This is a genomic window from Alistipes indistinctus YIT 12060 (assembly GCF_025144995.1).
GTDB lineage: Bacteria > Bacteroidota > Bacteroidia > Bacteroidales > Rikenellaceae > Alistipes_A > Alistipes_A indistinctus.
In genome coordinates, this window is the sequence record NZ_CP102250.1 from 624676 (window position 1) to 643550 (window position 18875).

Below are 18875 nucleotides of genomic sequence, written 5' to 3' on the forward strand. Positions count from 1 at the left end.
AAACGCTTACGACGATGAAATTACTGGTTTTCGACAATTACGACTCGTTTACATACAATATCGTACAGTTGCTACGCGAGGCCGGGGCGGACGACATCACGGTAGTCCGCAACGACCGGATCGCACTCGAAGCAGTCGGGCGCTTCGACAAGATCATTCTTTCGCCCGGCCCCGGCATTCCTTCCGAAGCGGGCATCCTGTTGCCACTGATCCGGGAGTACGCACCGAGCAAAAGCATCCTCGGCGTATGTCTCGGCGAACAGGCGATCGGCGAAACATTCGGGGCTTCGCTCAAGAACCTCACGGATGTCTACCACGGCATCGCGAGCCGTATCCGGATTACGGCGCCCGACCCGCTTTTCGCAGGAGTGCCAACGGAATTCGATGCGGGACGTTATCATTCGTGGATCGTCAGCCGCGACGGACTGCCGGATGAACTTCAAATTACGGCCGAAGACGAAGCCGGACAGATCATGGCCCTGGCACACCGGCGCTACGACGTGCGCGGAGTGCAGTTTCATCCCGAATCGGTACTCACGCCCGACGGCCGGAAAATGATCGAAAACTGGTTGAAAATATAAATTCCACCCGACAAACTTTTGTCAAAGCAACCGCGTCCGCTCAGCACTTAAAATCCAGCCAGCCAGACACCGGGAAACATTGCGGATGTACCAAGCACACGCAACCGGCCCGGCACCACCATCAAAAAGGAATCCGCTCGATCCCCCTGACAAAACGGATCGCACAAACGACAAGAAACAACAACGATAAACAAGCTTTATGAAAAATCTCCTATACCGCCTTTTCGAAAACAGCTACCTCGACCGTAACGAAGCGCGCGACGTATTGCTGAACATGGCCCGCGGACAGTACAACGACAGCCAGATCGCCGCCTTCATCACGGTATTCCTGATGCGGAGCATTACGCTCGACGAACTCGTCGGATTCCGCGAAGCGCTGCTTGAAATGCGCGTACCGGTCGACCTGTCCGACTACGATGCAATCGACATCGTCGGTACGGGCGGAGACAACAAAAATACCTTCAACATTTCGACCGCAGCCTGCGTGGTAACCGCCGCAGCCGGATTTCCGGTAGTCAAGCACGGCAACTACGGAGCGACTTCCGTGAGCGGTTCGTCGAACGTCATCGAGGCGCACGGCGTAAAATTCTCCCGTGAAATCGACCGGCTCAAACGCTCGCTGGACGGCTGCAACATGGCATTCCTGCACGCACAGTTCTTCAATCCCGCCCTGAAGGCCGTCGCCCCGGTACGGAAGACGCTCGGTGTGCGCACCTTCTTCAATATCCTGGGACCGCTGGTCAATCCTTCGATACCGCACCGGCAACTGCTCGGGGTTTACAGCCTGAAACTGGGCCGGCTTTACAACTACCTCTACCAACAAACCGACACACGCTATACGATCGTCAATTCGTTGGACGGTTACGACGAAATTTCGCTGACAGACGACTTCAAACTCTTTTCGAACGACGGCGAGGAGATCGTCTCACCCGAGGCCCTGGGCTTCGAACGCTGCCACGACGGCGACCTGTACGGCGGGGAGACAGTTGCCGAGGCTGCCGCAATCTTCGACCGGGTACTCGACAATACCGCATCCGAAGCGCAAAAAAATGCCGTGATCGCCAATGCCGCTTATGCCATCCGCACGTTCGACACCAAGCGTCCGATCGAAACATGCGTCGCACTTGCACGAGAAACGGTCGAAAGCGGGCGGGCCAGAGCGACTTTCCGCAAATTCATCGAACTCAATTCGTAACCCATCCGTTAGCCTTCCAAAATTCCCTTCATTCCCCTATTCCCCCGAAAACCGACTCCCATGAATATCCTCGAACAGATCATCGCCACAAAGCGCAGGGAAATTACCTCCGCACAGGCAGTCAAAAGCATGGCCCGGATCGAAGCCGAAGCTTCCGTCCTAACACGGCAGGCCGTTTCGTTCCGGAAAGCCCTGCTCGCATCCCCGACCGGCATTATCGCAGAGTTCAAACGCAAATCGCCGTCGAAAGGCTTTATCAAACAGGAAGCCGATACCGCAGGGATCACCACAAGTTATGAACGGGCCGGAGCCGCTGCCGTTTCGGTACTGACCGACCGCGACTATTTCGCAGGCTGCCTCGACGACCTGATCCCGGCACGCAAAAACCTATCGATACCGATCCTGCGCAAAGATTTTATCATCGACCCGTACCAGATTTGCGAAGCCCGGATCGCCGGAGCCGACGTCGTCCTGCTGATCGCAGCGGCACTGACCCCGGCCAACGTCCGGTCGCTGGCCGGATACGCGCACTCGCTCGGGCTGGAAGTACTGCTCGAAATCCACAACGAACAGGAGCTCGGGCACCTCTGCGACGAGGTGGATGTAGCAGGGATCAACAACCGCGACCTGAGCTCTTTCCGCACCGATCCGGCACGCTCGTTCGAACTGGGCGGGCGCATTCCGGAGCGTTTCGTTAAAATCTCCGAGAGCGGCCTTTCCGATCCCCGCACCGTGCGGCAACTCCGTTCTGCCGGATTCCAAGGCTTCCTGATGGGCGAGAACTTTATGAAGCAACCAGATCCGGGGGCGGCTCTGCACGACTTTATCGAAAAGCTCGAAACCGCGCAACCGGAGGGCCCGGCATAACCACTGTTAACCATAGAATCCTCCCGCGACAGGAAAAGGTTTACGGCTTGAACACTCCTCCACCGACTTCCCCCGAGGTACTGGAAACAATGGGGTCTGTTCATCGAAACCGACACAGAAACACCAATAATACGATACCAAACCGATGAAACTGAAAATATGCGGCATGCGCGAACCCGAGAACATCCGCGCGGTAGCGGCGCTCGGCCCCGATTACATGGGGTTCATCTTCTACCCCTTATCGCCCCGGTATGCAGGCGACTTGTCGCCAGAGAGCGTCCGGGCGCTCCCGCGCCCGATCCGCCGTGTGGGCGTATTCGTCAACGAAACGGAACAGCAGGTAATCCGAACCGCTGTGCACTACCTGCTCGACTATGCGCAATTACACGGGGACGAGACGCCCGAGGAATGCCGCCGCCTGAACCGCATCCTTCCCGTCATCAAGGCCATAGCAGTCCGTACCGAAGCCGACCTTGCCGAAACGCAACGGTACGAAGGCTGTTGCACGGCATTGCTCTTCGATACGAGAACCGAACGATTCGGCGGGTCGGGACGCCGGTTCGACTGGAATATACTGAACGCCTACTCCGGGGAAACGCCGTTCCTGCTGAGCGGGGGTATAGGACCCGGTGATGCGGAGCGACTGCAGGCAGTACGACATCCGCAACTGGCAGGCGTAGACGTGAACAGCCTTTTCGAAAGCAAACCCGGACACAAAGAGTGCGGTTTGCTGCAACCTTTTATAGAACAACTAAAAACGTTATAATCATGAACAGAATAGATCATCTTTTCCAGACAAAACCCACCGGAATCCTGTCGGTATATTTCACCGCCGGATACCCGAACCTCGGCGACACGGCCGAAATCATCCGCACGCTCGCCGCACGCGGCACTGACCTGATCGAAGTCGGCATCCCGTTTTCAGATCCGATGGCCGACGGCGAAACGATCCAGCGCAGCAGCCACACCGCATTGCAAAACGGCATGTCCTTGCGAATTTTGCTCAATCAGCTGAAAGATATCCGGCGCGACGTGTCGATCCCGCTGATCCTGATGGGCTACCTGAACCCGATCATGCAATACGGGATCGAAGCGTTCTGCAAAAGGTGCGCGGAGACAGGAATCGACGGCGTAATCCTGCCCGACCTACCGCTGGCAGACTACCTGCGCGATTACAAACCGCTGGCCGACCGCTACGGACTCCGTTTCATCATGCTGATCACTCCCGAAACTTCCGAAGAGCGCATCCGGCTGATCGACGAACACACCGACGGTTTCATCTACATGGTCTCGACCGCCGCCACGACCGGCACGCAGGAGTGTTTTCCGGACGAGACGCTGCGTTACTTCGAGCGTATCAATGCAATGGAATTGCGCAATCCCCGGCTCATCGGTTTCGGAATATCGAATCCCCAAACGTTACGGGCTGCACAGCGACATGCCGCAGGAGCGATTGTCGGCAGCGGATTCATCCAGGCGCTCGGCCATCGCCCCACGATTCAGGAAGCGGTCGAAACGCTCTTCCTGAACCTGGGTTTGTAATTCCCGCCGGACCGGACGATGCAGCTTTACAGACCCGGTTCCACTGGCATGCAGGGCTCTCTGAAACGGGAATAGGATAAAAAGAGATAATTGGCACAAAAAATGTCTGCTTTTACACCAACAAAAAATCCCGAGAAACATTATCTTTGTGATGTTATATTAATTTAGAAATTATTAGATTATGAAAAAATTACTCTTTTTTGCTTTAGGGCTGGTAGGTATCTGCACGGCAGCATCGGCACAGACCGGTTTCGGCTGGGGTGTTAAAGGCGGTCTGAATATCACGGGAATGACCAACAGCGAAGAAGGTCAATCGAAAACCGGATTCGTAGTGGGCGCTTTTGCCGACTACCGTTTCACCCAAAAGTTCGCGCTTTCGGTGGACGCACTCTATTCACGCCAGGGCGTAAGTTTCGGAAAGACGGACGATGTGAGATCCAAAACCCGTCTTAACTACCTGAATGTCCCGATTCTGGCCAATTATTATATTTTTGACGGCCTGGCCGTCAAAGCCGGTATCCAGCCGGGATTCCTGCTTTCGGGAAAAGCGGTGGCAAAAGGTGACGGACACACGGACAAAGAGGATATATCGGGTGCCCTGCACGGTGCCGACTTCGCCATTCCGATCGGTATCTCGTATGATTGCCCGTTCGGAATCATCCTCGAAGCCCGCTATAATATCGGAGTATCGAACGTTTTGTCTACCGAGGGGACCTCACGCAACAGCGTATTCGCACTGACGGTCGGCTACAGGTTCTAACCCGAGCCCGACAGAATTACCAAAAAGAGCCGCTTCGCGGCTCTTTTTTTTACGATTTTATTAACTTGCAAGGACAAATCAATTCCGTCATGAGCAAGAAAATCGTCGTTTTCACCGGTGCCGGCATGAGTGCCGACAGCGGACTCTCCACATTCCGCGACGCGGACGGATTGTGGGACAGATACCGGATCGAGGATGTCTGCACACCGGAAGCCCTGGCGAAAAACAGGCAACTGGTGATCGATTTTTACAACATCCGGCGCAAAGAGCTGCTTTCGAAAGAACCGAATGCAGGCCACCTCGCCATCCGCCGGCTGGAGGATTATTTCGAGGTCGAGGTAATCACCCAGAATATAGACGACCTGCACGAACGGGCAGGCAGCAGCCGTATCACACACCTGCACGGCGAACTGCGCAAATTGCGCAGCAGCATCGACGAAACCCTCACCGTCCCGATCGAAGGCTGGAAACAGGAGTACGATACCCGCTGCAAGGACGGCTCGCTGTTGCGGCCGTTCGTGGTCTTCTTCGGGGAGAGCGTACCGATGTTCGACCGGGCGGCGCAAATCGCCTCGACTGCCGACATTTTCGTGATCGTCGGCACGTCGCTGGCCGTCTATCCGGCTGCATCGCTGGTGCGCTATATCCGTCCCGACGTACCGGTCTACCTGGTCGATCCGAACGAACCCGACATGCGCGGCATCCGCAATCCGCTCGAAGCAATCCGAATGCGCGCTGCCGAAGGCATGCCGCTGTTGACCGAAAAATTAATCGACACATTCGGACAAAAATAAATCCGCCCTGCGACCGGGAGAATCACCCGTCCTATTTTTCAGCTTCCCATTTTATGCTATCTTTGCCCGGAGCGACCCTGAACGATGAGAAAATTCGCGGATAAGATCAGACGTATTCTGGCCGGTTGGCTGCTCGTACTTTTTGTCGGGTACCTGGCCGGGGCGACTCTTTTTTATCACACGCACATTGTCAACGGGATACGAATCACCCACTCTCATCCCTATTCCCAAACTCCCGATACGGGAAATCACACCCACACCACGACAGGTTTCGCAACGATCGCCCAGCTGACGCTGATTCTGATGCTGGCCGCATCGTTTTATGCGTTGCTCCGGACCTTCGCTCTCCGGGCAGCCCGGATGAAACCGTGCCACACCCCGATCCATTTCGTACGGGCCGTCTCCGTCCCGTCACTGCGGGCCCCTCCCGTCCATTAGACATCCCGACATTCTCCAATGTCCAAATTTATGCCCCCAGCCCATCGCTACGGGGGTTAGCATATCCATGTCTAACGATAACGGGATCGATCCCACCTTATCCATATGAAAACACAACATATTGTAGCTGCAGTCGCTATCACGCTGCTGCATCTCCCGTCGTTGGCAGCGGCCGACGGCTCGCCCGACCACACTTCGCACCCACCCAAACCGGTAACCGATGCCAACATCACCGGCCATGTCCGGAACGCAACCACCCAAGAACATTTACCCTATATCAGCATCACTGTAAAAGGGACGACCTTGGGCACCACGACCGACGCAACAGGGCACTATATGCTCAAGAACCTGCCCGCCGGCGATTTGGTATTGGAAGCCTCCATGCTCGGATATAAAACCGAAGAAAAAAAAGTCACTACACAAGCAGATAAATTGCTCGAGGTCAATTTCGACCTGGAAGAAGACGCCGTAGCACTCGACGAAGTAGTCGTATCGGCCACCCGGAACGAAACCAGTAAAAAAGAGGCTCCCATCATCGTCAACGTTTCGTCGGCCAAACTCTTCGAAGGGACTTCATCTGCCACACTGGCTGAAGGAATGAATTTCCAGCCGGGCCTGCGCGTCGAAAACAATTGCGGGAACTGCGGCACGACCCAACTGCGTATTAACGGACTGGAAGGCCAATACTCCCAAATCCTGATCGACAGCCGTCCCGTTTTCAGTTCCCTGGCCGGAGTGTACGGGCTCGAACAGCTGCCCGTCAGCATGATCGAGCGGGTCGAGGTGATCCGCGGCGGGGGATCGGCCCTGTATGGATCGAGCGCCATCGGCGGCGTAATGAACATCATTACGAAAGAACCGCTGCGCAACTTCGCCTCGCTGGCCAACACGACCAGTGTGCTGCCCGGCGGAAAAACCGACATCAACACATCGCTCAACGCCTCGCTCGTTTCGGATGATCGTAAAGCAGGCGTCTACCTCTTCGGCATGCTGAAAAACCGCGACTGGTACGACCGTAACGGGGACGGATTTTCGGACATTCCGGAAATTAACGCCCAAACCCTCGGATTCCGGGGTTATTACCGGACCGGCGACCGATCGCGCCTCAGTGCCGAATACCACCATATCCACGAGTTCCGCCGCGGCGGCAACCTGTTCGACCGCCCTCCCCACGAAGCCGACATCGCCGAGCAACTCGACCACGAGATCGACGGCGGCGGCCTGCGCTTCAATACCTTCTCTCCGAACTACAAACACCGCTGGGAGATTTTCGCTTCGGGACAGGGCATCCGCCGCGCCAGCTATTACGGCGCCCAGAAAAATCCGGATGCCTACGGCCACACCAACGACAAAACCTTTGCAATCGGTACTCAATACACCTACACGATGGACCGGCTGTGGTTCATGCCTGCGGAACTGACCGCCGGGATCGAATACAACTACAACGACCTGCACGATTACTACATGAGCCTCGACCGCGATTTTACGCAGCAAACCCATGTCACCGGCGGTTACCTGCAGAACGAGTGGAAAACCGAAAAACTGAGTCTGCTCGTCGGGGCACGCCTCGACAAGCACAACCTCATGGAGCACGTGGTGCTTTGCCCCCGGGCAAACATCCGTTACAGTCCCAGCGAGCAGGTCGGACTGCGGGTCAGTTATTCGAGCGGCTACCGCGCCCCGCAGGCCTACAACGAAGACCTGCACATCGAAGCCGTGGGGGGAGCGCTCGCGCTGATACGGTTGGCCAAAGGGCTCAAGCCCGAATATTCGCACAGTGTCAGTGCATCGGCCGACCTCTACCACAGTTTCGGACGCCTCCAGGCCAACCTGCTCGTCGAAGGATTCTACACAATGCTCAACAATGTATTCACGTTGGTACGGATCGGTGAAAACGAAGACGGCAGCATCGTCTACTGGGAGCGCCGCAACGGATCGGGCGCAACCGTGGCCGGCGTCAACTTCGAAGGAAAAATCGGCATTCCACACCGATTCGAACTTCAGTTAGGGTATACGTTGCAATCCAGTCGCTACGACACCCCCGAACGATGGTCCGACCAACTGGCTCCGCAACGAAAAATGTTCCGTGCGCCCGACCACTACGGCTACCTCACCTCGCTGTTCGATATCACGCCCAGGTTCAAAGCCTCGCTATTCGGCACCTACACGGGTTCGATGCTTGTCAAACATATCCTCAGCGACGGAACAAACGAAACGGATTTGGAACAAAACACGCCATCGTTCTGGGATATGGGTATCAAACTGGCCTATACGTTCCGGATCGGGAAAGCTGTCGACCTGGAGGTCAACACCGGAGTCAAAAACATTTTCGATGCCTACCAGAAAGACCTCGATTACGGAGCGTTCAAAGACGCCGACTACGTCTACGGCCCTTCCCTGCCGAGGATGTATTTCGTCGGTATAAAATTCTCCATTTAAGCCACATTCCGGAATACAGTTCCGCCCCTCATACGGAAATCCGTCCTGTTTCAAAAAATACTTTCAGCTATTTCCCGAGACAACGGAACCGTAACGACACCCAAATACAAACAGCCCCGGAACTTGAAGGTTCCGGGGCTGTTGTTTGCATAACCCTCCGCTTTATTTAGTCTGCGTAGTGGCTTTGATATAAGTGTGGTGTGCTCCGTAGCGCTCGAAAGCAGCCTTATCGAGCTCTTCCTGATGATCGGGGTGAGCCACCGAAATGATCAGGCGGGCACGCTCCTGCAACGATTTGCCGTACAGGTTCACCGCACCGTACTCGGTCACGAACCAATGAGCGTGTGCACGGGTCGTCACGACACCGGCGCCCAGCGTCAGCGTCGAAGCGATCTTACTCACCCCCTTGTTCGTTACCGAAGGCATCGCGAGAATCGCCTTGCCGCCCTCGGAACGCGAAGCGCCGTAGATGAAGTCGATCTGGCCGCCGACACCCGAATAGAACTTCGTCCCGAGCGAATCGGCACAAATCTGTCCGGTCAGGTCGACCTGCAACGCCGAGTTGATCGCGGTCACTTTCGGGTTCTTGGCGATGATAAACGGATCGTTCGTATAGCCGACATCCATCATCGCTACGCCCGGGTTGTTGTCGATAAAGTCATACACTTTCTGCGATCCCATCAGGAAGGTGGAAACCATCTTTCCTTTGTCGATAGCCTTGTTACGGCCGTTGATCACCCCGCTCTCCACCAGCGGCAACACGCCATCGGCAAACATTTCGGTGTGGATACCCAGGTCTTTGTGGTTACCCAGCTGCGCCAGTACGGCGTTCGGAATGGCACCGATACCCATCTGCAAGCAGGCACCGTCCTCGATCAGCGCCGCGCAGTTCTTACCGATAGCGGTTTCGATTTCGTTGGGCACCGAAAAATGAGCCTCTTCGAGCGGCTTGTCGTCCTGCACGAAAATGTCGATATCGTCGACATGAATGAAGGCATCGCCGAACGAACGGGGAACATATTTATTGATCACGGCGATCACATGCTCGGCGCACTCGACGGCGGCCAGCGTAGCATCGACCGAAGTACCCAGCGACACGTAACCGTGCGCATCAGGTTCCGACACCTGGATCATCGCCACATTACAGGGCAGTACGCCGCTGCGGTAAAGTTTCTGCGTTTCGCTCAGGAAAACAGGAATGTAATCGGCGTAACCGGACTGCGTCACCTTGCGCACGTTGCCGCCAACGAAAAACGAATCGAGCTGGAACACGCCCTCGAATTCGGGATCGGCATAAGGCGCGGGGCCTTCGGTGTGCAAGTGATGGATATGTACATCCTTCAGCTCATGGTTGCGGCCACGGTCGCACATGGCCTGGATCAGGCACTGCGGCGCACTGGCCACGCTGCTCAAATGGACATGGTCTCCCGATTTGATCACCCTGACCGCCTCGGCAGCCGATACATATTTAATTTGTTTCTTCATGGTGGTTATTTTGAGTTAGATTTGACGATTCTTAAACGGAAATGCAAATTTAAACATTTTTCACATCCAAAACCGATTTTCCGGCAAATAATCGTCGGATCGGGCATATTCATACCACTGCACATCGGATGGCATACGCAAATACGCATGCCATCCGACAGCGGGGCTTTCAGGCCATGCCCGGTCAATACCGGTTGATTGTCTCGAATAATTTGGCTTTGCTGAGCGGTTTGGTCAGGAAATCATCGACTCCCGCCTCGAATGCGCGCCTGCGGTCTTCGTCGAACGCATTCGCCGTAACCGCGATGATCGGAATAGCCGGACAGAATTCCCGGATTCGCCGCGTAGCTTCCGCGCCGTCCATCTCCGGCATCCGGATATCCATCAGGATAATATCGAACTTCTCGCGTCCGGCCAGCTCGACCGCTTCACGTCCGTTGCAGGCCCGCGTAAGGTTATACCCTTTCAACAATACTTTGACCAGCATATAATTGCTGTCGTTGTCCTCGGCAACGAGAATCCGTACCGTAGCACAATCGCAGTCGCTCACTTTCTGACCGGACACGTTCTCTCCCCCATGTCCGGCCCCGTCGTCCGCATGGTCGTCCGTTCCGGTATTCAACGGAAGAATCGCCCAGAAAGTGCTGCCTTTGCCGGGTGAGGACACCGCGCCGATCTCCCCGTGGTAAATCTCCACGATCGCCTTGGCAATCGTGGTGCCCTGGGCGGTACCCTGTTCGAACATATTGAATTTTTCAAACCGGTTGAACACGCGGTTGACCTCATTTTCGGTCATTCCGCAACCGGTATCCCCTGCATAAAGTCTTACACTCTGAGGTACGATCTGGAATCCCATTTTTATATATCCCTGTTTGGTAAACTTAATTGCGCCGGTCATGAAATTCGAGAGGATTTGCGCTACCCTGAAAGCAATAATCCCCGATCTGCTTCATGACACGTAAAAACAAAGCATAAAACACCCCTACGATTAACTGAAAACCAAAATTACAAATAAAACCAGACGAAGATAGGCTTTTTTCCCTTTCCACGAAACGAACGGACTCATTGTGTTTAGAAATGTTTATTTCACAAAACACAGGCGGGAGAAAGGTTACTTTCTCCCGCCCGACAGACATTACACCTTCGGATACACATTCCGGACGTACCGAATCCTATTTATTTTTTAAATGCTGCGAAGAAATCGTTGCCCTTGTCGTCCACCAGCAGGAATGCGGGGAAATTCTCGACATAAATCTTACGGACAGCCTCCATGCCCAGTTCCGGGAAATCGACCACTTCGACCGACTTGATGCTATCCTTGGCCAGCACAGCGGCCGGACCGCCGATCGAACCGAGGTAGAAACCGCCATGCTTCTTGCAGGCATCGGTTACGGCCTGCGAACGGTTACCCTTGGCCACCATCACCAACGAACCGCCGAGGCTCTGGAAAAGGTCCACGTAGGGGTCCATACGGCCTGCGGTCGTCGGGCCGAAACTGCCCGAAGCCATGCCCTGCGGAGTCTTCGCGGGACCGGCGTAATAGATAGGATGTTTCTTGAAATATTCCGGCATCGGTTTCCCTTCATCGATCATCTGCTTGATGCGGGCATGGGCAATGTCGCGCGCCACGACCAGCGTGCCCTTGACATTGAAACGGGTCTTGACCGGATACTTCGACAACGTCTCGCGTACTTTGTCCATACCCTCGTCGAGATCGAGCTCGACGGCGGGCTGCATATTCGGAGCTTCCTTAGGCAGGAAGCGGGCAGGATTTTTTTCAAGTTGTTCGAGGAAAATACCGTCTGCGGTAATTTTCGCCTTGATGTTGCGGTCGGCGCTGCAACTCACGCCGATACCGACCGGGCAGGACGCCGCATGGCGCGGGAGTCGAACGACGCGCACGTCGTGCACGAGGTATTTGCCGCCGAACTGGGCACCCACGCCGCTCTCCTGGCAAATTTTCAGGACCTTCTGCTCCCACTCCAGGTCGCGGAACGCGCGACCGCCCTCGTTACCGCTGGTAGGCAAGTGGTCGAGGTAACCGGCCGAAGCCTTCTTTACGGTCGAGAGATTCGCCTCGGCCGACGTACCGCCGATCACGATGGCCAAGTGGTACGGAGGACAAGCCGCCGTGCCGAGGTCCATGATATGCGATTTGATGAAATTAGTCAGGTTCTCCTCGGTGAGCAGCGCTTTGGTCTGCTGGTAGAGGAACGTTTTGTTGGCCGATCCCCCGCCCTTGGTGATAAACAGGAACTTGTATTCGTCGCCAGGAGTGGCGTAAAGGTCGATCTGGGCCGGCAGGTTAGTCCCGCTGTTCTTCTCCTCGGTCATCGAGAACGGCACCACCTGCGAATAGCGCAGGTTCCGGTCGCGGTAAGTCTCGTAAACGCCTTTCGACAGCATCTCGGCGTCATCGGCACCGGTGTACACGTTCTCGCCCTTCTTGCCGATCACGATCGCCGTACCGGTATCCTGGCAGGTGGGCAGTTCGCCTTGGGCCGATACGACCTGGTTGATCAGCATCGTGTAAGCGACAAACTTATCGTTGTCAGTGGCTTCGGGATCCTTGAGGATATCCGACAGTTTCTGCAGGTGTGCAGCACGCAGGTAGAACGATACGTCGGCAAAAGCCTCTTTGGAAAGCAGTTCCAAACCTTTGGGGTCGACCTTAAGCACTTTGCGTCCGTCGCATTCGACCACCTTCACGTAATCCTTCGTGAGCAGGCGATACTCCGTTGTGTCGGCCGACAACGGAAACGGCTCCTGATACTTGAACTCTGACATATCTTCGTTATTGATTTGTGTTGGATGAAATTCGGATATGCAAAGGTAAAAATATTTGGTTGTTTTTCGTTACTTTTGCCGGAACAAAAGCGCTTCGTAACGATGACTGGAACCATAGCCAACGCCACCGCGATCATACTGGGTACGCTCGCGGGCGTACTGATCCGCTCGCGGCTTCCGCAAAAAAGCGTGGAGATCGTATTCCAGGGAATCGGCCTCTTTACGCTGGCGATCGGTATCTCGATGTCGCTCAAGTCGGCGAACCTGCTGCTTGCCGTGCTCAGCCTCGTGATCGGCGGACTGATCGGCCAGGCACTAAACCTCGACCGACACCTGCGCCAGCTCACGGAGCGGCTGCAGCGAATCGCAAAAAAAGAGACCGCAGAAACTCAATCATCCTCACGCTTCACCGAGGGACTGATAACCGCTACGATGCTATTTTGCGTCGGCTCGCTGTCGATTCTAGGAGCGATTGAAGAGGGTTCGGGCGAGACTCCCCGTCTGCTGCTGACCAAATCGATTATGGACGGGATCTCTTCCATAGCATTGGCCTCGTCGTTCGGCATCTGCATTCTTTTCTCGTCCGTGCCGCTGCTGATCTACCAGGGCGGCCTGACGCTCTTCGCCGGGGCGATGATGCGGTTCATGTCCGGGAGCATGATCGCCGAATTGACCGGGGTAGGCGGTATCCTGCTGATCGGGTTAGGGATCAACATTCTCAAGATCAAAGAGATCAACATCATCAATTTGTTGCCGGCACTGATCGTGGCTGTCATACTCGCCTACCTTTGGCCGTCAGGTATTTAATGAGTAGGAACGCCGCGCCTTCAACTTCGCAAAGCTCCCGGACAACAGTAGCGGGAAGGAAATCAGCAGAAGCTTATCGAAATATTTGATTTTCCCGGAGAAATCACTACCTTTGTGGCTCATTTTTACCAAACACTTTTAAAAATCGCATTATGAACCATTACGAAACCGTTTTCATTGCCACGCCGGTTCTGTCCGATGTACAGGTCAAAGAGGCTGTGAGCAAATTCCGCGGTGTTATCACCGAAAACGGCGGTCAGATCATCAGCGAAGAGGATTGGGGCCTGCGCAAGCTCGCCTACCCGATTCAGAAAAAGACCACCGGCTTCTATTACCTCATGGAGTTCACGGGTGAGGGCGACATCATCGAAAAGCTCGAAACCCAGTACCGCCGCGACGAACGCGTGATCCGTTTCCTGACTTTCAAAATGGACAAGTACGCCGTTGAGTACGCCGAAAAACGCAGAAACAAAAACACCGCTAAACAAGAGTAAGAGCCATGGCACAGAATCAATCAGAGATCAGATACCTGAATCCTCCCACCGTCGAGGTCAAAAAGAAAAAATATTGCCGCTTCAAAAAAGCCGGTATCAAGTATGTCGATTACAAGGACGCTGAATTCCTCAAGAAGTTCCTCAACGAGCAGGGTAAAATTCTGCCCCGCCGCCTGACCGGTACTTCGCAGAAGTTCCAGAAGAAAGTAGCTACCGCCGTTAAGCGTGCCCGCCACTTGGCCATTCTGCCGTTCGTAACCGATATGTTCAAATAATCAAAACCGGAGGACCCATCATGCAAGTAATTCTTAAGAAAGACATTGAGAAACTGGGCTACGCCGATGATATCGTGGATGTTCGGCCCGGTTATGCCAATAATTTTCTCATTCCGCAGGGCTATGCCATCAGCGCCACCGAGTCTGCCAAGAAAGTGCTGGCCGAAACGTTGAAACAGCGTGCCCACAAAGAGGCCAAATTCGTTGCCGACGCAGAAGCGCTCGCAGCCAAACTCGCCGAAGTAACGCTGACCATCACCGCCAAGGCAGAGGAAGGCCGCATCTTCGGTTCGGTGACCGCAGCCAACCTGGCAGAGGCCCTCGAGAAACAAGGCATCTCGGTAGACCGCAAAAATATCGCTCTGGACGCAGTGAAGACGGTCGGACAGTACGAAGCGACCGTAAAAATCTACAAGGGTATCCAGGGCACCGTAAAGTTCGGTGTTGTGGCAGAAGAGTAATCTTATATCCCGCTTCATACAAGACAGGCGGCTCATACGAGTCGCCTGTCTTATTTCAGAGAGATTCTCGCATTATCCAGTCCATCCAATTCAATTATCCTGTCGACCCGATTCAACAAGCTGTCCTGAAATCCGAGGTACGGTTCTATTCCATTTTGAAGAAAATCTGCCATCCGGCCAATCGGATCCAAGCCCCCCTCCGGAGATCACTACACTGACCCCAAAACATTCCCCTCCAAACAGTCAATAAATAAAAAAGGCAGGCCTGCGGGCCTGCCTTTTTTATTTCGGACAGCAATTTGATTATTTCGCAGCTGCAGGTTTGTCCACAATGCCGAGTTCCTTTTTAACTAACGGGAGAATATTGGTTACGGTAGCCTCATTGTAGTAAGCCATTGCACCGGCCGCAACATCGAATACGATCGTATAGCCGGCAGCCTGGGCCACTTTCTTGATCGCATCCTGGGCCTTCGTAATTACGGGCCCCATCAGTTGCTGCTGCATTTTCTGCGCATCCTGTTCGGCAACCTGCTGGAAGTCGTCGAAACGTTTCTGGAGATCCTGCAGTTCGCGCTCTTTGAGCTGTTTGGCCGATTCGCTCAGCGTCTCGGCATTCTTTTGATAATCCAGATACTTGTTGTTGAATTCGACCTGGATCGTCTCCAACTGGCTCTGCTGGTCTTGTGCGAACTTCTGGTATTTGGACAGGGCCGAATCACGTTCAGGCATGGCAGTGATCAACTCCTGCGAGTTGACATAGCCGAATTTCTGCGCATAAGTCGTACTACCGCACAACAACAGCGCTGCAAGCAAGGTTAGTTTTACAAGGTTTTTCATAAAGAAAATACGTTAAAAAGTGGTTTATTTTAAAAGGTTGATTATATCTTGGGTTTTATCCAACGAAGGCGAGTAGTACAGCAGGGTCTGGTTGTTCACCACGTCAAGCACCATCGTGTACTTGTTCGCTTCGGCATATTGGTTTATCGCAGCAAAAACCTTGTCCTGGATCGGTTTGATCAGCTCGGTGCGCTTCTTCATCAAATCGCCCTGGGGACCCAACACATCCTGCTGGTACTTCTGCACCTCTTTCTCCAACTCCACAATCTCCTGCTCTTTGGCGGCACGTTTCGTCTCGGAAAGGTAATTCTTCTGGGCCTGATAATTGCTATAAGCCTCCTCCAGCGTCTGATACGCGTCGTCCACATTCTTCTGATACTGTTTGGCCAGATCGTCAAGTTGCTGGATCGCGGTATTGTAATCGTTCTGCGATTTAAACACCTTCTCCGAATTGACAAAGATATAACTTTGGGCGTAAGCTCCGCCTACAGCGAGGAGCAATACGGCACATGACAACAGAAACTTTTTCATAATCGTTCGGTTTATAGGATTTAGAACTCTTGCCCCATCATGAAGTGCAGCTCGCCTCCGTGACGTTTGGACGAACCGACCTGGTTGTCGAAACCATACCCCCAGTCGAAACCGAGCATGCCCACGATCGGAAGATAAAGACGGATGCCGACGCCGACGGAACGTTTGATCGAGAAGGGATCGAAGTCCTTCCACGTCGCAAAACCGTTACCACCTTCCGCAAATACCAGACCATAGATCGTAGAGCTGGGCTGCATGATGAACGGATAGCGGACCTCCACGGTATACTTGTTATACACTCGCGCATAGGTATTCGAGTTAGTCGAATAAGGAGTCAAACCTCCGTTCTCGTAACCACGTACCTTGATGATGTCCACACCGTAAACATTGTAGCCGGTCATACCGTCACCGCCGACGTCGAAGCCTTCGAACGGCGAGGGTTTGTTTTTGTTATACGACCCCAGGTAACCGAATTCGACGCCTGTCATCAGGACCAGCTTGCGGTTCGCACTCAGCGGGTAATACCATTTACCCTTGAGCAACCATTTGTTGAACTCGATCCAACGGTAACGGTCCTCGTTCGACATATTCGGGTCGGCGTAATTCTTTCCGTCGAACAACGAATAAGGGGGAGTCAGCGACAGTGAGATCGAGAAATCGGAACCCTGGCGCGGATAGATCGGCTGGTCTACGGAGTTACGGCCAAATACCGTCTTGAACTGGATAATATTAGAAGTACCGTTTTGCACCAGAAAGTTGTCCCAGTCTTTCAGGTTATAGGCCTGGTACGAGATTTCGTTATAGAGCGTAAAATAACGGTCGGGCCACGAAAGTCGGCGTCCGATACCGGCCGACACGCCGATCGTACGGAAGTGTTTGGTACCTTTTTGCGTGAAATAGTAAGCATTGGTTTCATCCGAATAATAGAGGCCGATGGTCAGCGAATTGGGCTTGCGGCCGCCGAGCCACGGCTCGGTGAAGTTCAGCGAGATCGCTTTATAATAAGTACCGTTGGTCTGTCCCTTGATCGCCAGCTGCTGGTTCTGTCCCGAAGGATAGGGACGCCATTCGTTGCCTTTAAACAGGTTGCGGATCGAGAAGTTGTTCAACTGGACGCCGACCGAACCGACGAACATACCGGAACCCCAACCGCCCGAAACCTCGAATTTGTCGCTCGCCTTCTCTTCCAGCGGGAACGAAAGGTCGACCAGTTCGTTGGATACGGGAACGATATTGGGCTGCAACTTCTCCGGATCGAAGTGTTGCATCTGGCTCAACTGGCGCAGCGTGGCCATCAGCATCGAACGGTCGTACAATTCGCCGGGGCGAACATACAGTTCACGGCGAATCACTTTGTCGTCCACCCGGTAGTTACCCGTAAAGTTCACATCGTTGACCCGCGCCTGCTTACCTTCGTACACTTTGATGATCAAATCCACGGAATCTTCCCCGACGACCACCTCCTGGGGTTCGATCTGCGAGAAGAGGTAGCCCGAATTCTGGTAAAGCGACGAAACGGACATCTCCTCCGGATTCGTCTCCCGGCCGATACCCAACTGTTTATGCAGCGACTTGCGGTCATAGGCAGTACCCTTGACCACCCCCAGCATGTCGTTGAGTGTTTTGGTGTCATACACGCTGTTACCGAGCCACGAGACATTCCGGTAGTAGAATTTACGTCCTTCGTCCACCGTCAGCGAAATCCCGATACGCTTATCGTTGATCGGATAGATCGAATCCTTGACGATGACCGCATTGCGGTAGCCGCGCGAATTGTAGTAATCGAGCAGGTTTTCCTTATCCTCTTCGTACTCCTTGCGCTTGAGTTTCGTAGCCCTGAAAATATTAATACCCTTCTGGTGGGTCTTTTTGAAGGTCTTGCGCAGGCGTTTGTCGGAAAAGACCTCATTTCCCTCGAAACTGATCTTGCCGATCTTGACGCGGCTCTTCTTGTTTACGACAAAAGTAACGTTGACGGCATTGTGCACCGTGGTATCGTTGACCTGCTCGACGGAAACTTCCGCATTCTGGAAGCCTTTTTCGTCGAAATATTTCTTGATCGCGTCACTGTTGGTATTGATCACGAACTCAGAAAGTTCGCTACCCCGCTTCAGCTTAAGTTTTTTGTCGATCAACTCGGACTTTTCGCTTTTGTTCACACCCACGATATTCCATTTGAATACACGGGGGCGCTCCTGCAGGTAAATTTCGAAATTGACGCTGTCACCCACAGGCTCGGCCAGAATCCGTACATCGGAAAAATACCGCTGGCTCCACATTTTACGCATCGCCGAGGAGATGTAGTCGCTCGGGAGCATGATCGTATCGCCTTTGTGCAGCCCCGAGGTGTTCGCGATAATCTCGGGATCGAGGAACTTGACACCGGAGACGGTCACCTTGTTCACGATATAGCGTTTCGGGGCGTTGTAGTCGGCTATCGGTGCATCGGGCACCCCTGCCTTTTTTGTCGTATCGACGGCTGTTGCCGGGCCTTGCGCCACGGCGGCCGACCCCGAGCCCACTCCTATCGCCAAGAACATCAGGGCCCTCAATCTTTTTCTCATATGCCTTTCGGTAATCTT

General features: G+C 54.1%; 19 protein-coding genes. 13 read left to right on the top strand and 6 right to left on the bottom strand.

The features are described 5' to 3' along the window. Positions 1-14 precede the first annotated feature (14 nt). The 9 genes from NQ495_RS02920 (at position 15) to NQ495_RS02960 (ending at position 8616) form a co-directional block, all read left to right on the top strand. Positions 15-581, top strand: a complete 567-nt coding sequence (locus NQ495_RS02920) for an anthranilate synthase component II (RefSeq protein WP_009134462.1) — start codon at positions 15-17, stop codon at positions 579-581. 199 nt (positions 582-780) lie between these two features. Next, entirely contained in the window at positions 781-1776 is a 996-nt protein-coding gene (gene trpD, locus NQ495_RS02925) for an anthranilate phosphoribosyltransferase (protein ID WP_009134461.1), read from the top strand. Between the two features lie 60 nt (positions 1777-1836). Next, positions 1837-2643 carry an indole-3-glycerol phosphate synthase TrpC gene (gene trpC, locus NQ495_RS02930; protein ID WP_009134460.1) on the top strand — a complete coding sequence of 269 codons (807 nt, stop codon included), beginning with the start codon at positions 1837-1839 and terminating at the stop codon, positions 2641-2643. Between the two features lie 145 nt (positions 2644-2788). Continuing rightward, complete coding sequence (locus NQ495_RS02935; RefSeq protein ID WP_009134459.1) at positions 2789-3409, top strand: phosphoribosylanthranilate isomerase; 621 nt, start codon at positions 2789-2791, stop codon at positions 3407-3409. A 2-nt stretch (positions 3410-3411) separates the two neighbouring features. Next, a complete protein-coding gene (trpA, locus tag NQ495_RS02940) occupies positions 3412-4185 on the top strand; it encodes a tryptophan synthase subunit alpha (protein WP_009134458.1) in 774 nt (257 codons plus the stop codon). Between the two features lie 181 nt (positions 4186-4366). Continuing rightward, the gene (locus tag NQ495_RS02945; protein WP_009134456.1) at positions 4367-4945 is read left to right on the top strand and encodes a porin family protein; all 579 of its coding nucleotides are present in this window, start codon (positions 4367-4369) and stop codon (positions 4943-4945) included. An 89-nt stretch (positions 4946-5034) separates the two neighbouring features. Then, positions 5035-5739 carry an SIR2 family NAD-dependent protein deacylase gene (locus NQ495_RS02950; RefSeq protein ID WP_009134455.1) on the top strand — a complete coding sequence of 235 codons (705 nt, stop codon included), beginning with the start codon at positions 5035-5037 and terminating at the stop codon, positions 5737-5739. A gap of 84 nt (positions 5740-5823) precedes the next feature. Then, positions 5824-6177 (top strand): hypothetical protein, encoded by a 354-nt coding sequence (locus tag NQ495_RS02955; RefSeq protein WP_009134454.1) that lies wholly within the window; start codon positions 5824-5826, stop codon positions 6175-6177. Positions 6178-6282: 105 nt separating this feature from the next. After that, positions 6283-8616 (top strand): TonB-dependent receptor, encoded by a 2334-nt coding sequence (locus NQ495_RS02960; RefSeq protein ID WP_009134453.1) that lies wholly within the window; start codon positions 6283-6285, stop codon positions 8614-8616. A 162-nt stretch (positions 8617-8778) separates the two neighbouring features. Here NQ495_RS02960 and NQ495_RS02965 read toward each other — a convergent pair whose 3' ends face one another. The 3 genes from NQ495_RS02965 to NQ495_RS02975 form a co-directional block, all read right to left on the bottom strand. After that, complete coding sequence (locus NQ495_RS02965) at positions 8779-10101, bottom strand: acetyl-CoA hydrolase/transferase family protein (protein WP_009134452.1); 1323 nt, start codon at positions 10099-10101, stop codon at positions 8779-8781. Positions 10102-10285: 184 nt separating this feature from the next. Then, entirely contained in the window at positions 10286-10999 is a 714-nt protein-coding gene (locus NQ495_RS02970; RefSeq protein WP_009134451.1) for a response regulator, read from the bottom strand. Between the two features lie 278 nt (positions 11000-11277). Continuing rightward, positions 11278-12888 (bottom strand): fumarate hydratase, encoded by a 1611-nt coding sequence (locus NQ495_RS02975; RefSeq protein ID WP_009134450.1) that lies wholly within the window; start codon positions 12886-12888, stop codon positions 11278-11280. Positions 12889-12990: 102 nt separating this feature from the next. On the opposite strand from NQ495_RS02975, the gene NQ495_RS02980 reads away from it, so the two are divergent. The 4 genes from NQ495_RS02980 (at position 12991) to rplI (ending at position 14925) form a co-directional block, all read left to right on the top strand. Further along, complete coding sequence (locus NQ495_RS02980) at positions 12991-13695, top strand: DUF554 domain-containing protein (protein ID WP_009134449.1); 705 nt, start codon at positions 12991-12993, stop codon at positions 13693-13695. Positions 13696-13847: 152 nt separating this feature from the next. Beyond that, positions 13848-14189, top strand: a complete 342-nt coding sequence (gene rpsF, locus NQ495_RS02985; protein ID WP_009134447.1) for a 30S ribosomal protein S6 — start codon at positions 13848-13850, stop codon at positions 14187-14189. Positions 14190-14194: 5 nt separating this feature from the next. Beyond that, entirely contained in the window at positions 14195-14464 is a 270-nt protein-coding gene (gene rpsR / locus NQ495_RS02990) for a 30S ribosomal protein S18 (protein WP_009134446.1), read from the top strand. A gap of 20 nt (positions 14465-14484) precedes the next feature. Beyond that, positions 14485-14925 (top strand): 50S ribosomal protein L9, encoded by a 441-nt coding sequence (rplI, locus tag NQ495_RS02995; RefSeq protein ID WP_009134445.1) that lies wholly within the window; start codon positions 14485-14487, stop codon positions 14923-14925. A 303-nt stretch (positions 14926-15228) separates the two neighbouring features. Here the strand turns inward: rplI and NQ495_RS03000 are convergent, their stop codons facing one another. The 3 genes from NQ495_RS03000 to bamA are packed head-to-tail and all read right to left on the bottom strand — an operon-like array spanning position 15229 to position 18857. After that, a complete protein-coding gene (locus NQ495_RS03000; RefSeq protein WP_009134444.1) occupies positions 15229-15762 on the bottom strand; it encodes an OmpH family outer membrane protein in 534 nt (177 codons plus the stop codon). 24 nt (positions 15763-15786) lie between these two features. Continuing rightward, on the bottom strand, positions 15787-16293 hold the full coding sequence (locus tag NQ495_RS03005) for an OmpH family outer membrane protein (RefSeq protein ID WP_009134443.1): 507 nt from the start codon (positions 16291-16293) through the stop codon (positions 15787-15789). 20 nt (positions 16294-16313) lie between these two features. Then, a complete protein-coding gene (gene bamA, locus NQ495_RS03010) occupies positions 16314-18857 on the bottom strand; it encodes an outer membrane protein assembly factor BamA (RefSeq protein ID WP_232208916.1) in 2544 nt (847 codons plus the stop codon). Positions 18858-18875 lie beyond the last annotated feature (18 nt).